The 12,789-nt window shown below is 62.0% G+C and carries 13 protein-coding genes; 1 reads left to right on the plus strand and 12 read right to left on the minus strand.

Going from position 1 to position 12,789, the window contains the following annotated elements; all coding sequences use genetic code 11:
* Positions 1–9 precede the first annotated feature (9 nt).
* Genes I6E81_RS13575 through I6E81_RS13625 form a run of 11 tightly spaced genes read right to left on the minus strand, consistent with a single transcriptional unit; the run spans position 10 to position 9,884 of the window.
* A complete protein-coding gene (locus tag I6E81_RS13575) occupies positions 10–651 on the minus strand; it encodes a CoA transferase subunit B (protein ID WP_197108877.1) in 642 nt (213 codons plus the stop codon).
* On the minus strand, positions 651–1,427 hold the full coding sequence (locus I6E81_RS13580) for a CoA transferase subunit A (protein WP_197108879.1): 777 nt from the start codon (positions 1,425–1,427) through the stop codon (positions 651–653). Before I6E81_RS13580 ends, I6E81_RS13575 begins: the two co-directional genes overlap by 1 nt.
* Positions 1,424–2,332 (minus strand): alpha/beta fold hydrolase, encoded by a 909-nt coding sequence (locus I6E81_RS13585; RefSeq protein WP_197108881.1) that lies wholly within the window; start codon positions 2,330–2,332, stop codon positions 1,424–1,426. Before I6E81_RS13585 ends, I6E81_RS13580 begins: the two co-directional genes overlap by 4 nt.
* Positions 2,329–3,075: a 3-hydroxybutyrate dehydrogenase gene (locus I6E81_RS13590; RefSeq protein WP_197108882.1), complete on the minus strand. Its 747-nt coding sequence runs from the start codon at positions 3,073–3,075 to the stop codon at positions 2,329–2,331. Before I6E81_RS13590 ends, I6E81_RS13585 begins: the two co-directional genes overlap by 4 nt.
* A complete protein-coding gene (locus I6E81_RS13595) occupies positions 3,072–3,728 on the minus strand; it encodes a TetR/AcrR family transcriptional regulator (RefSeq protein ID WP_197108884.1) in 657 nt (218 codons plus the stop codon). The genes I6E81_RS13590 and I6E81_RS13595 overlap by 4 nt, the downstream gene beginning before the upstream one ends.
* The gene (locus tag I6E81_RS13600) at positions 3,725–5,287 is read right to left on the minus strand and encodes a class I adenylate-forming enzyme family protein (RefSeq protein ID WP_197108886.1); all 1,563 of its coding nucleotides are present in this window, start codon (positions 5,285–5,287) and stop codon (positions 3,725–3,727) included. The genes I6E81_RS13595 and I6E81_RS13600 overlap by 4 nt, the downstream gene beginning before the upstream one ends.
* The gene (locus I6E81_RS13605; protein WP_197108887.1) at positions 5,284–6,363 is read right to left on the minus strand and encodes a branched-chain amino acid ABC transporter permease; all 1,080 of its coding nucleotides are present in this window, start codon (positions 6,361–6,363) and stop codon (positions 5,284–5,286) included. The genes I6E81_RS13600 and I6E81_RS13605 overlap by 4 nt, the downstream gene beginning before the upstream one ends.
* Entirely contained in the window at positions 6,360–7,235 is an 876-nt protein-coding gene (locus I6E81_RS13610) for a branched-chain amino acid ABC transporter permease (protein WP_197108889.1), read from the minus strand. Before I6E81_RS13610 ends, I6E81_RS13605 begins: the two co-directional genes overlap by 4 nt.
* Positions 7,232–7,927: an ABC transporter ATP-binding protein gene (locus I6E81_RS13615; RefSeq protein ID WP_197108890.1), complete on the minus strand. Its 696-nt coding sequence runs from the start codon at positions 7,925–7,927 to the stop codon at positions 7,232–7,234. Before I6E81_RS13615 ends, I6E81_RS13610 begins: the two co-directional genes overlap by 4 nt.
* Positions 7,924–8,679 carry an ABC transporter ATP-binding protein gene (locus I6E81_RS13620; protein WP_197108891.1) on the minus strand — a complete coding sequence of 252 codons (756 nt, stop codon included), beginning with the start codon at positions 8,677–8,679 and terminating at the stop codon, positions 7,924–7,926. Before I6E81_RS13620 ends, I6E81_RS13615 begins: the two co-directional genes overlap by 4 nt.
* A gap of 14 nt (positions 8,680–8,693) precedes the next feature.
* Positions 8,694–9,884 carry a substrate-binding domain-containing protein gene (locus I6E81_RS13625; RefSeq protein ID WP_197108892.1) on the minus strand — a complete coding sequence of 397 codons (1,191 nt, stop codon included), beginning with the start codon at positions 9,882–9,884 and terminating at the stop codon, positions 8,694–8,696.
* Positions 9,885–10,011: 127 nt separating this feature from the next.
* Here I6E81_RS13625 and I6E81_RS13630 point away from each other — a divergent pair, with 127 nt between their 5' ends.
* Complete coding sequence (locus tag I6E81_RS13630) at positions 10,012–11,208, plus strand: acetyl-CoA C-acetyltransferase (RefSeq protein WP_197108893.1); 1,197 nt, start codon at positions 10,012–10,014, stop codon at positions 11,206–11,208.
* A gap of 146 nt (positions 11,209–11,354) precedes the next feature.
* Here the strand turns inward: I6E81_RS13630 and I6E81_RS13635 are convergent, their stop codons facing one another.
* A complete protein-coding gene (locus I6E81_RS13635; protein ID WP_197108894.1) occupies positions 11,355–12,683 on the minus strand; it encodes an RIP metalloprotease in 1,329 nt (442 codons plus the stop codon).
* Positions 12,684–12,789: the final 106 nt, after the last annotated feature.

A 12,789-nucleotide genomic window follows, 5' to 3' on the forward strand; every position in this document is an offset into this window, starting at 1 on the left:
CGAAATTGTTTAGGAGGCGAGCTCGACGATGAGCTCGGGTTCGGTGGCGGCGCGGACGGTTGCTTCGTCAACGCCGGGAGCGAGTTCGCGAAGAACGAGACCACGGTCGGTCACATCGATCACCGCAAGATCGGTGATGATGCGGTGCACGACACTCCGGCCCGTGAGCGGCAGGGAGCATTCGTTCACGATCTTGGGGCTGCCATCTTTGGCGACATGCTCCATGAGCACGATGACGCGCGCAGCGCCGTGTACGAGGTCCATGGCGCCGCCGGGGCCCTTGATCATCTTGCCGGGAATCATCCAATTGGCGAGATCGCCGGCAACGGACACCTGCATGGCACCGAGGATGGCCGCATCGATTTTGCCGCCGCGGATCATGCCGAAGCTCATAGCGGAGTCAAAGAAGGCGGTGCCCGGGAGGGTCGTGACCGTCTCCTTTCCCGCGTTGATGAGGTCGGGGTCGACGTTCTCTTCGGTCGGGTATGGCCCAACGCCCAAAATGCCGTTCTCCGACTGCAGCACAACCGTGCGGCCCTCAGGAACGTAGTTGGGCACGAGGGTCGGAAGGCCGATACCGAGGTTCACATAGGAGCCGTCGGCCAGTTCGAGCGCGGCACGCGCCGCCATTTCTTCGCGAGTCAAAGCCATTATGCGACCACCTTCTGCACTGTGCGACGTTCGATCCGTTTCTCGACATCGGAGCCAACCTCGATGATCCGCGTGACATACACGCCGGGCAGGTGAACGGCATCCGGTTCTATCTCGCCTGGCTCGACGAGTTCTTCGACCTGGGCGATGCACACGCGGCCCGCCATTGCGGCAAGGGGCGAGAAATTGCGGGCCGACTTCGCGAAGACGAGGTTGCCGTGACGGTCGCCCTTGAGCGCGTGCACGAGTGAGAAGTCGGTCGTGATCGCTTCTTCGAGCACAAAATCTTTGGCGATGCCGTGGACATCGAACGAGCGCACCTCTTTTTGAGGCGAGGCAATCGCGATGCCGCCCGAACCGTCGTACCGACGCGGCAGGCCGCCCTCGGCAACCTGCGTGCCCACACCCGTCTGAGTGAAGAACGCACCAATACCCGACCCGCCAGCACGAAGCTTTTCGGCAAGAGTGCCCTGGGGAGTCAACTCGACTTCAAGCTCGCCCGTTAAAAACTGGCGCTCGAACTCCTTATTTTCCCCGACATACGACGATGTCATCTTGCGGATGCGGCGGGCAGCCAGCAGAACGCCGAGCCCCCAATCATCCACACCACAGTTATTGCTGACGATGCTGAGGTCATCTGACCCCAGCTCAAGCAACGCCTGAATGAGCACCATCGGATTTCCGCACAGGCCAAAGCCGCCAACGGCCAGAGATGCCCCGCTGGGAATATCAGCGATTGCTTCGGCCGCCGACCCCACTGTCTTATCGATGCTCACGCTCGGACCTCCCGCGGTTGATTCGCCAATATTTCAGTCATGACGCCCGCAACACGGTCTGCACCGCGCGGCGTCAAAGTAATCGTGTAGTGATTGACCCCTGGCGCCTCATGAAATGTCACGTGAGGAAGCTCCGACCGCCAGTGGTCGCACTGTTCCGGAGAATACAACGCCGGAACCTGATTGAGAAGACCCCGCGGTGCCCGGATGAAGTGCACCGGCATCGTGAGCCCCTGAAGCCCTGCGAGATAGTCGGTGTCGCCGCTCAGCTGCAGGGCATCGAAACTCACTGCCGCCAGGTTGCTCGCCGGGTGCAACTCGGGGGCGGTTCCCACCAAGTCATAGTCGACATAGTCGCGGATGGCCTCAGTGAAATTATCGGCAAACGCCGGATGCACTCGCCAGAAGTCTTGGTAACTCTCGCGATCGGCGAATGTCATCGACAGCCGATCAACAGCCGGCCCCAGAATCACCTGCGGCAGGTCTTCCATCGACACACCCTCCGGTGCCGGAATCGGCAAACCGCCATCAATCAAGAGGAGGCTGGCGACACGCTCCGGGTACTGCGCCGCCAAGGTTGCCGCGACGAAAGCACCCATCGAATGCCCGACGACGAGCGCGGAATCAGTGCCGGTTGCAGCCAACAGCGCGTTCATGTCCTTGGCGTGCTGCGGCATCCCGAACGGGGCGGGAAGATCACGGCTGGCGCCACGCCCCCGCAGGTCAGGAGCGATCACCCGGTAGTCGGGAAAAGCTGCGGCCACGAGCGGCCACGACATGTGGGAGGCCGTAATGCCGTGGATGAGCAGGATGGTGCCGCGCAGTTCCGACTCGGGCTCCCACACTGCTGCGGTGAGCTCGCCGCCGTCGACCATGCACGTGATGGTGGTGTGTTGCTCGGTCATCGTGCGCTCCAGCCGCCATCCATCGTGTACGAGGCACCTGTGACCATTCCGGCCGTGTCCCCCGCGAGCCAGAGCACGAGATCGGCGACCTCACTCGGTTCGAGGAGTCGCTTGATCGCGCTCTCGGTGAGCATGACTTTCTCGACAACTTCAGACTCGGGGATGCCGTGCACTTTCGCCTGATCGGCAATCTGCTTTTCGACCAGCGGGGTTCGCACGTAGCCGGGGTTGACGCAATTGCTGGTGACACCGTGGGCGCCACCTTCGAGCGCTGTGACCTTGGAGAAGCCCTCAAGCCCGTGCTTCGCGGTGACATACGCCGACTTGTACGGCGAGGCACGGAGGCCGTGCACCGAACTGATGTTGATGATGCGGCCGAATTCACGCTCGTACATCTTCGGCAGAGCAGCCCGAACGAGCAAGAACGGTGCCTTGACCATGAGGTCAAGGATGCGGCTAAACATCACCGGATCGAAGCTCTCGATGGGACTGACGTGTTGGATTCCTGCGTTGTTGACGATGACATCCACATCGAGAGTGAGATCGGCGAGCGCCGCAGTGTCTGTGAGATCGACTTCCCAGACTTCACCGCCAATGCGGTCGGCTTGAGCTTTCGCGGCATCACCATTGAGGTCCGCCACAATGACGTGGGCTCCCGCGCGAGCAAGGGATTCGGTGCACGCGGCACCGATTCCGCTCGCTCCGCCGGTGACGAGGGCTCGACGGCCCGTGAGATCGGTCATTTCTCGACTCCTTCGGTGCGCGGCTCTGGCACAGCCAAAGCGCGGCGGATAAACGTAATCATTTGATCGAGAACTTCATCGGGCACGCGCGAGGTGCCGCTCGCGGTCGGGTCAGCATCGTGGCCGGCGTCGGGCGAATCGCCCCACAGCACCCAGCGCATCCCGATCATTTCGCCGATTCCCATGAGGGCCCACGCGGCGACCGTCGGGTCGATGTCACCGATTTCGCCGAGCAGTTGAGCTTCTTTGAGGCCCTCGATGTAGCCGTCGACGATGCGGGAATAGTGCAGGCGCAGCGACTTGGGCGACACAAATTCGGCCTCGCGCACGACACGGTAAAGGGCGGGGTGTTCGGCGGTGAATTCAAAGAAGGCCCTGAATCCAGCACGTTCTGATTCGATGCGGTTGGATGCCGCCCCCGACGCTTCGCTCATGGCACGACGAACGCGGCGGTTGAGATCCTCAACGAGCTCTTCGAAGATTTCGAGCTTGCTCGCGAAGTAGAGATAGAAAGTGCCCTGGCCTACGCCGGCCTCTTCCGTAATGCGCACGACAGAGGCATCCGTGTAGCCATAGCGGGCAAAGATTGTTTCGGCAGCCTCGATCAGTTTCGTCTTAGTGCGAGTGCCGCGAGCGGTAAGGGGTGTGCTCATGAACTGATCCGTCCGTGTTGTAAGGGCTGTTCTGTCCATTGCTCCAGCAGCACCCGGCGGCGAACTTTGTCGCTGGATGACCGAGGAATACGGTCAACGAAGATGACCCGTTTGGGAACTTTGAACTTGGCGAGACTTGCCCGCGCAAACTCAAGAACGTCGGTCTCGTCGGTCGATGCTCCTGATCGCACGACAACCCAGGCGATAGCGACTTCGCCCCACGTCTCGTCGGGAACCCCAACGACAGCGACGTCGGCGATTGCCGGATGCCCGAAGAGCACCCCTTCGATCTCGGCGGGCGCTACGGACTCTCCCCCGGTGATGAAGATGTCTTTGAGGCGGTCGAGAACGCGATAGTAGCCTTCCGCGTCACGACTGACGAGATCGCCGGTTGCCAGCCAACCATCACGCAGAGCAAGCGCGGTGGCTTCGGGAGAACGAAAGTAGCCGCTGAAGACTCCGGGCCCGTGCACGAGCAACTCGCCCTGGCCTGCGCCCTCGATGCGTTCCCCCGTGACGGGGTCGGCGATGTCGACATCCACGTGAGGGTAGGGCTTGCCCGCTGAGCCGATGCGGGTGCGTGCTTCTTCATCGGGCAGGCACAACACGTTGGGTGCCGCTTCGGTGAGGCCGTAGCCCTGTGTGAGAGCGACGCCGCGGCTGTGCCAGACCCGCAAGAGCGGTTCGGGCATCGGCGCTCCCCCGACAATGGCGTGTTCGAGGCTCGAGAGGTCGCTGGAGGCGAAGCGCGGATGCTGCGACAAGATCAAGTAGTTCGCAGGCACGCCCATCATCGTGGTGATGCGACGGTCGGCGATGAGCTGCAGCACGCGGGCCGGATCAAAGGTGCGCTCGAGCACGACGGTCGCGCCCATCCACCAGGCCAGCAGCGGCTGAATGTTCCAACCACCGACGTGGTACTGCGGCATGACCGCGAGCACGGTGTCGGCGCTCGTGATCTCGGCGGTGCGCGAGAGCGAGAGGTTGGTCCAGAAGCAATTGGCGTGAGTAAGGATCGCGCCCTTGGCCTGGTCGAGCGTTCCCGAGGTGAAGATGATGAGCAGCGCATCGTCGTCGCGCACGGGGCGACGCACGGGCTCGCCGCTCGCGTGCTGGAGCGGGGCGACCATGTCGCGTTCAATACCGTGAGTGCCGAGGATGCCGCGAGCAATCGGCACGATAAGACGATCAGTGGCGAGAGTGGCCAGGGTTGCAAATTCGTCCTCAACGAGCAGCAGTGCGGGGTCTGCCTGTTCCAGTTGCTGGGCGATCTCTCGCGGCGACAGTCGCCACGAGAGCGGCACGAGCACGAGTCCTGCTTTGGCGCAGGCGAAGAACACGACAACGTGGTCCGAGCTATTGCCCGTGATGGTGGCGATGCGATCGCCGACACCGTAGCCGCCATCGAGGAAGGCTTCGGCGAGCGCCGTGGCACGGTCATCCAATTGGCGGTAGGTCAGTACGACGCCGCGGTCATCGACAGCAACACGGTCTGGGGTGGCGAGCGCGCGGTCAGCGGTCCACCGCCCTAGCGTGTGGAGCCCTTCAGACTGGGTCATTCCGCCTCCTCAAGCAGCTTGCGCTCTGACGGCGTGGCAGAGGTGCCTGTGGAGAGGCGCTGCACCGCACCGGCGATTCCTCCGGGAAGGAACAACACCACAAGGATAAACAGGGTGCCGAGGATAAAGAGCGGTTCGGAGAGAGGAATGCGCAAAATCGCGGGAAGCCCATCGATGGCATCCGAACTTGCGAGCGCTGTGAGCCGCTGGTCAAGCAGCGTGTAGATGATGCCACCAACGATCGCACCCCAGCGCGAGCCGACACCTCCGAGCACCACAATCACGAGGATCGTGAGCGTGAAGTCGGCCGAGGTTGCCCGCGGTGTTGTGCCGCTCTGCAGCAGCAAGTGCACCATTCCCACGAGCGAGGCCAGCACGGAGGCGATGACAAACGCCATGAGCTTCACGCCGAAGGGGCGAAGGCCAAGCACTCGCACGCGCAGCTCGTTTTCGCGGGTTGCCGTCACTGCATGACCGGCACGAGAGTTTTCGAACCACGCGACAATCACGAACACGACGACGAGCAGTGCGAGTGAGAGCCAGTACAGGTTGCGGGTGTTGATCACTCCGATGAAGAAATCAGGGATGTGCTCGGTGTCGAGCCGCAGACCTTCTTCACCACCCGTGATGCCGGGGTTGCGTCGCACAAGCACGTTGCCGGCTTGAGCGAAAGCGAGCGTGACCATTGCAAAGGAAATCCCCGTGACTCGAAGGCTCAGCGAGCCCAGAAGATACGCGGCGGCAATGACAACCGCGAGAGTGAGACCGAGAGCGGGAATCAGCGTCAACTCAGTCTGCTGCAGCACGATGCCGAGACCATAGGCCCCGAGAGCGAAGTACAGCGCGTGGCCGAAGGACAGCATCCCGGCAGTACCAAACAGCAAGTGGTAACTGAGCGCCAGCGATGCAAAGAGCAAAGCGAGCGCGAGCAGTTGCAGCGTGCCGGGTGTGTAGGTGGCGCCCGGCAGCACGCCGGGGATCGAGAGGTTGAGCAGTGGCAGCAGAGCGGCTACGACGACGAGAACGCCACCAACGATCCACCAGGTGCGCTGACTCAGGTGTGCGAGCGACTTCATGCTTTCTTCCCCAAGATTCCGGTTGGGCGCACCAACAAGACGACGGCGAGCAGGAGAACGACCATGAGGTCACCTGTTCCACCCCAGAAATAGTTCGCAAACTGCTGCAGGACGGCGACCACCACCGACGCGATAGCGGCGCCAGCGAGTGAGCCCAGACCACCGATCACGGTGACGATGAACGCAAAGATCAGTAGCGATCCGCCGAGCTGGGGCGAAACGTAGCCGAAGTAGTGCGAGGCGAGGACGCCGCCCAAACCGGCGGCAGCGCCACCGATCGCGAACACGACCGTGAAGGCCTTGCGCACATCGATACCGAGTGCAGTCACCATGGACCGATTCTCAACACCGGCCCGAATGATGAGGCCGAAGCGGGTGTAGCGCAGGAACGCAACGATTCCGAGCAGCACCAGGACTGCCGCACCGATCATCAAGAAGCGATCGTTGGGAACGCGTGCCCCTAAAATTTCAGTGGTCTGCGACAACCACGGGGGTGCTGTCACGTAGATCGGGTCGGTGCCCCAGATGCCCTCGAACAGAGCAACCGTCGCGAGCGCCAATCCCACCGTCACGAGCACTTGCTCGATATGCCGGTTGTAGAGGCGCCGGATGAGCAGAAACTCGGTCGCGGCAGCAACAGCAGCGCCGACGACCATTCCGAGCAGCATCGAGGCGATGAGGGTGCCCCAGCTTTCACCGCCCATCCGTCTCGATAGCTCCCAGCCGGCGAAAGCACCGAGAGTCAGGAACGAGCCGTGCGCAAAGTTCAGCACGCCCATGAGGCCGTAAATCAGCGAGAGACCGGATGCGACCAAGAAGTAGAGCGCACCGAGGCCGAGTCCTGTGATGAGCAGGAGAATTATGGTGCTCACGCGACCCCCAACAATTCTTTCGTGAGGGCTTCGTTGCCCAAGAGTTCTTCGGCGCTGCCGTCGTAAACCACGCGACCGCCTTCGAGCACGATGGCCTTCTCGGCGAGCATCCGTACGACCTGCAAGTTTTGTTCGACCAGGAGCACCGGCACGGTTTGAGCGGCACGCTCGAGTGCTTTCGCGACATCCATCACGATGAGCGGGGCGAGGCCCTTGGTCGGTTCATCGACGAGCAGCACTCGGTTGTCGTTCACGAGCGCTCGTGCCAGTGACACCATCTGCTGTTGACCACCCGAGAGGGTGCCGGCAAGCTGACCGGCCCGCGCAATGAGGTCCGGAAAAAGTTCTTCAATGAGTTGGCGGTTCGGCGTGGAATCGCGCTCTGCCAGCCGCAGGTTTTCGTTCACGGTGAGCGAGGCAAAAACTTCGCGGTCTTCGGGAACATAACCAACACCCCGCTGCACGATGCGGTGAGTCGGTTCGCGATCAACACGCTCCCCCGCAATTGTCACGTCACCCGAGCGCTCGATGAGGCCCATGATCGCTCGCAGAGTGCTCGTCTTACCGACACCATTGCGGCCGAGAAGCGCCGTAACACCGACGGGGAGCATCTCAAAGCTCACATCCTCGACAACTTGCTGACCCTCAATGTTGGCGTTTAAACCAGCAACCGTCAGAATCGATTCGGTCATAGTGGAGCCCCCAAATAGGCCTTCTGCACCGCTTCGTCTGCCATGACGGCATCCGGGGTGTCACACGCGAGCAAACTGCCATGGTGCATCACTGCCACCCGGTCGACCAGGCCAAGGACGACATCCATGTGATGTTCGACCATCAGCACGGTGCGACCCGACTGGTGAACCTGGCGAATAACTTCGGTGAGCCCGGCAACATCGCCAGAAGCGACACCGGCCATCGGCTCGTCGAGCAGGATGACGCTGGGATCGGTGGCCAGCAACATGGCGATTTCGAGCTTGCGCTTGTCACCGTGCGACAGCACCCCCGCCTCCGTAGCGGCGTGGTGGCTGAGCCCGACCTCGTCGAGGCGAGCTCGAGCAATCGTGGTCGCTTTGTCGTGAGACCGCGGGAAGCGCAGCACCGAGGTGGCACCGCCCAGTTTCACTTGAGCGGCGAGGCGCACGTTCTCCAGCGCACTGAGCGCCGGGAAGAGGCTGGATGTTTGAAAGGTTCTGCCGAGCCCAGCCCGGGCCCGCGCATCAATGGTCTGATTTGTGACATCGCGCCCCTCGAGGGTGACTGTTCCCGTTGTCGGAGTCATCACTCCCGAGATGAGGTTGAAGAGCGTGGTTTTTCCGGCCCCATTCGGGCCGATCACGCCGAGCATCTCACCCTGGGCGATCGAGAGAGACACGTCATCGATGATGACGGCTCCCCCGATCGTGAGGGCAAGGTGCTCGACCGTGAGCACGGGCTGGTTCGACATAGTTCGCTAGGTACTTACTCTGCGATGGGCGGGGTTACGGCGTCAGCATCAACGGCCGTGACGAGCTCAGGAATCCACGAGTCGCCATCGGCAACAAGCGAAACCTGGAACATCGGCTGGATCATCGCGTGGTCTTCAGCGCGAACCGTGATCGATCCCTTGACGGAATCGAAGGTCCAGCCTTCGAGCGCGGCGATCATGGCGTCGACATCGTCGCCACCTTCGCGCACTGCCTGAACAACCATCTGAGCGGCAACGAAGCCGTCTGGCGAGAACAAGTCGGCTTGCTTACCCTCTGCTTCGAGGTAGCTGACCATGGCGCTGTTGGCATCATTGTCAGTTGCTCCCGCAAAGTAGTGGTTGAGGAAGCTGATCTTGTCGCTCGCGGCACCGTAAGCGCCATAGGTCGAGATGTCACCAAGACCGGTTGCGACAGGAACGCTGTCAAACACGCCCTGCTGGCTGAGGGCCTCCCACATCGCACCCGAGGTTGCACCGGCCCACGCCACGAACACGAGGTCAGGCTGCGCATCAACGATCTGCTGGGCAAACGGGGTGAACTCAGTAGCATCTTCGGGAACGAGCAGGCTCGTCACGTCAGCACCCTGGCCGCCAAGAACGGCGGTTGCTGCGGCAACGTTGCCCTGACCGAATGCAGTGTCCTGACCGAAGACCAGAACAGACTGGCCTGCCGGGTCACCGATGAAGGTACCGGCGGTTGCGACGTCTTGGTAGCTCTGACGACCCGAGCGGAACGTGTACTCGTTCACGCCGGTGATGCCGTCAGCCGCTGCCGGTCCTGAGATGTAGAGAACCTTGTTTTGCTCGGCCTGCTCAGCAAGCGCGAGCGCGATTCCGGAGGAAACCGTGCCGATGATGATCTTCTGGCCTTGGCCAATCACATCTTTCGCTGCCGTGACCGCCTTGTCGGCGTCGCCAGCGTCATCCGTGATTTCGATGTTCAGCTCACGACCATCAACGGCGCCTGTGCCGTCGGTGGCGTAGTCGAGCCCAGCGTCGAAGCCAGCGAGGTAGGCCTCACCGTAGGCCGCGAGGGGGCCGGTCTGGGAAGTGATGATTGAAATGTCGACGGGGGCGAGCTCGTCGCCGCCACTTCCGCCGTCAACACTCGGGGCACAGCCCGCCAGTGTGAGTGCAACCGTCGCAATTAACGCCGGAGCGAGGTACTTTTTACTGACCCGCATGATGGGACCTTTCCTGCTGCCTTAGGAGGATTGTGATCTGAACCTGAGACCCGGTTCAGGTTTCATGTAGCCTATGGTTGCGCAACCGCGCTGTCAACAACGGCGCCCAAACAAAGGAGTTTGCACAGTGGCCAACACCCCCGCACCCAACGACGTAGTGATCCTTTCCGCCACACGCACCCCACAAGGGAAACTGCGCGGACAGCTCGCTTCGCTCACCGCCGTCGAGCTAGGCGCCATCGCACTTCGGGCCGCCGTTGAACGCTCCGGCGTGGATGTCGACTCCATCGATCAAGTGATCTTCGGTCAAGTGATCCAGGCCGGCGCTGGCCAAAACCCCGCCCGCCAGACCTCCATCGCGGCAGGCCTCGCTTGGAAGACCCCGGCCGTCACCGTCAACAAGGTCTGCCTGTCAGGGCTCGCCGCCATTGTGGATGCTGCGCGCCTCATCCGTCTCGGAGAAGCCAACGTCGTGGCCGCCGGTGGCCAAGAGTCAATGACCAATGCCCCTCACGTGCTCCCCGGGTCGCGCATGGGCTGGGCGTACGGAACCGTGTCAGCACTCGACACCGCAGCGCACGACGCCCTCACCGACGCGTTTGATGCTGAATCGATGGGCGCAAGCACCGAACGCCACAACGGACGCCTCGAAATCGGTCGCACCGAACAGGACGAGATCGCTGCCGCCTCGCACCAGCGAGCAGCCGCCGCGATTGAGGCCGGAGTATTTGCCGACGAAATCGTGCCCGTCACTATCCCCCAACGCAAGGGCGACGACCTCGTTCTGGACACGGATGAGGGCGTACGCGCCAACACCACTGTCGACACTTTGGCGGGGTTGCGCCCCGCCTTCGATCCCGAGGGCACCATCACCGCGGGCAACTCGTCGCCGCTGAGCGATGGCGCTTCTGCCGTGATTCTGGCCAGCCGCGCGTGGGCCGAAGAACACAATCTGCCGTGGCTTGCGGTGCTCGACCGCTCGGGTCACGTCGCTGGCCCCGATAACTCATTGCACTCGCAGCCCGCTCGCGCGATCGCGGCAGCCCTCGATAACGCGGGTTGGACGGCCGACGACCTCGACTTCGCCGAAATCAACGAAGCCTTTGCCGCGGTAAGCCTGCGTTCAACCGCCGAGCTCGGGTTGAGCCACGACATCGTGAACATCCACGGCGGCGCAATCGCGATCGGCCACCCGGTCGGAGCATCCGGTGCTCGCCTCGTCGTACATGCCGCGCACGAGCTGGCACGCCGCGGCTCAGGCCGCGCTGCCGTTGCGCTCTGCGGTGGCGGCGGTCAGGGCGACGCCCTGCTGCTCACGCGCTAGTACAGCGTCGGTGCGGTCGCTGCGGTCTCGTTCACGTGAACGAGACCGCAGCGCCCACCAGAGGTACCCGCTCTGCTAGAACGGCCTGTGCTGCCAGACGGCCAGCTCAGCTAGAACGGCCCGCTCTGTTAGAACGGCCCGCTCTGTTAGAACGGCGAAATCGGCTTCACAATGTCGGCGTACACCAGCAGCAACGTCATGATGCCCAGCAGCACGACAACCACGAGAGTCAGCGGCACAAACTTGGCGGTGTCGAGCGGACCAGGATCAGGCTTGCCGAACAGTTTCGCGAAGAAGCGACGAATGCCTTCGAAGAGTGCGCCCGCAACGTGTCCGCCGTCAAGAGGCAGCAACGGCACCAGGTTGAACACGAAGAGTGCAACGTTGAGCGAGCCCACCAAACTGATGAGGTAAGCAGCACGGTCGGTGACCGTCGCCGCTTCCAAACTCGTTGCTTCACCCGCGATGCGACCGACGCCAACAAGACCGATGGGGCCATTCGGGTCGCGCTCCTCGGGGCCGAACGCTGCATTGACCACGTCAATCATGCGCTGCGGGAGTGTCAGCACAACCTTGGCCACGGCAACCACGTTGTCTCCCACTGCGGGCAACACAGCGGTCACCGGCTGCTGAACCGTCTCTGCGGCCGGGCCAATTCCTAAGAAGCCGTACTCCTCGGTCTGCGCTTCGCCCTCATCGTTCTCTACGATCTGACCGCTGTCGTCATACACGTAACGTTCCGCGAGCAAAGGCTCAGCAGTGAGGGTGACTTCTGCTCCGGCACGCTCGACCACGATCGTGAGTTGATCCCCCGCGGCGGCGCGAATGTGCTCGGTAATCTGCTCCCAGGTCTCGATGGGCTCGCCATCCATCGACACAATGCGATCATCAGGTTGGATGCCGGCAGCAAGAGCAGGGGCAGCTGGGTCGCTATCGGTGCAGGCGTCACGGTCGGCAGAGGCCGGGATCACACACTCCGAGACGCTACTGATGGTCGTCGAGGCCTGAGCTGTTCCAAAACCCATCAACAGAATCGCAAACATGACGATCGCGATGAGGAGGTTCATGAACGGACCACCGAGCATGATGATGATGCGCTTGAACACCGGGAGTTTGTAGAACGCCCGCGACTCATCGACATCGGTGAGCGTATCGGCACTGGACTCCCGCGCATCCTGCACGAGAGTTTGGAAGACACTCGTCGTGGAACTGCGTGAATTGTCGTGTGATTTGCCGGGTGGGAACATACCCGCCATGGAGATATATCCGCCGAGTGGAATGGCCTTGAGACCGTACTCAGTCTCACCGCGCTTGCGGGAGAAAAGAGTCGGGCCGAACCCGATCATGTACTGACTCACGCGCACGCCGAAGAGCTTCGCCGGCACCAAATGACCAATTTCATGCAGGCCAATAGAGATAGCAAGCCCGACAACAAGAATCAGGACACCAAGAATGTACAAGAGCACGTTTTCCACTCGCTAAGAATAGTCACGAGCACCGACGCCCGCCTGTACTCGTGCTGTGGAAGCCACTCGTGAAGTTCTGGATGTCTGCAGTTTCATAGAGTTCCGGAGTCGACGG

This window comes from Salinibacterium sp. NG22 (genome assembly GCF_015864925.1).
In the GTDB taxonomy this organism is placed as follows: Bacteria; Actinomycetota; Actinomycetes; order Actinomycetales; family Microbacteriaceae; genus Rhodoglobus.

Bases quoted from the DNA above. Each gene is read 5' to 3' on its own strand.
- I6E81_RS13575 (WP_197108877.1), bottom strand. From the start codon at position 651: ATGGCTTTGACTCGCGAAGAAATGGCGGCGCGTGCCGCGCTCGAACTG.
- I6E81_RS13585 (WP_197108881.1), bottom strand. From the start codon at position 2,332: ATGACCGAGCAACACACCACCATCACGTGCATGGTCGACGGCGGCGAG.
- I6E81_RS13590 (WP_197108882.1), bottom strand. From the start codon at position 3,075: ATGACCGATCTCACGGGCCGTCGAGCCCTCGTCACCGGCGGAGCGAGC.
- I6E81_RS13595 (WP_197108884.1), bottom strand. From the start codon at position 3,728: ATGAGCACACCCCTTACCGCTCGCGGCACTCGCACTAAGACGAAACTG.
- I6E81_RS13600 (WP_197108886.1), bottom strand. From the start codon at position 5,287: ATGACCCAGTCTGAAGGGCTCCACACGCTAGGGCGGTGGACCGCTGAC.
- I6E81_RS13605 (WP_197108887.1), bottom strand. From the start codon at position 6,363: ATGAAGTCGCTCGCACACCTGAGTCAGCGCACCTGGTGGATCGTTGGT.
- I6E81_RS13615 (WP_197108890.1), bottom strand. From the start codon at position 7,927: ATGACCGAATCGATTCTGACGGTTGCTGGTTTAAACGCCAACATTGAG.
- I6E81_RS13620 (WP_197108891.1), bottom strand. From the start codon at position 8,679: ATGTCGAACCAGCCCGTGCTCACGGTCGAGCACCTTGCCCTCACGATC.
- I6E81_RS13625 (WP_197108892.1), bottom strand. From the start codon at position 9,884: ATGCGGGTCAGTAAAAAGTACCTCGCTCCGGCGTTAATTGCGACGGTT.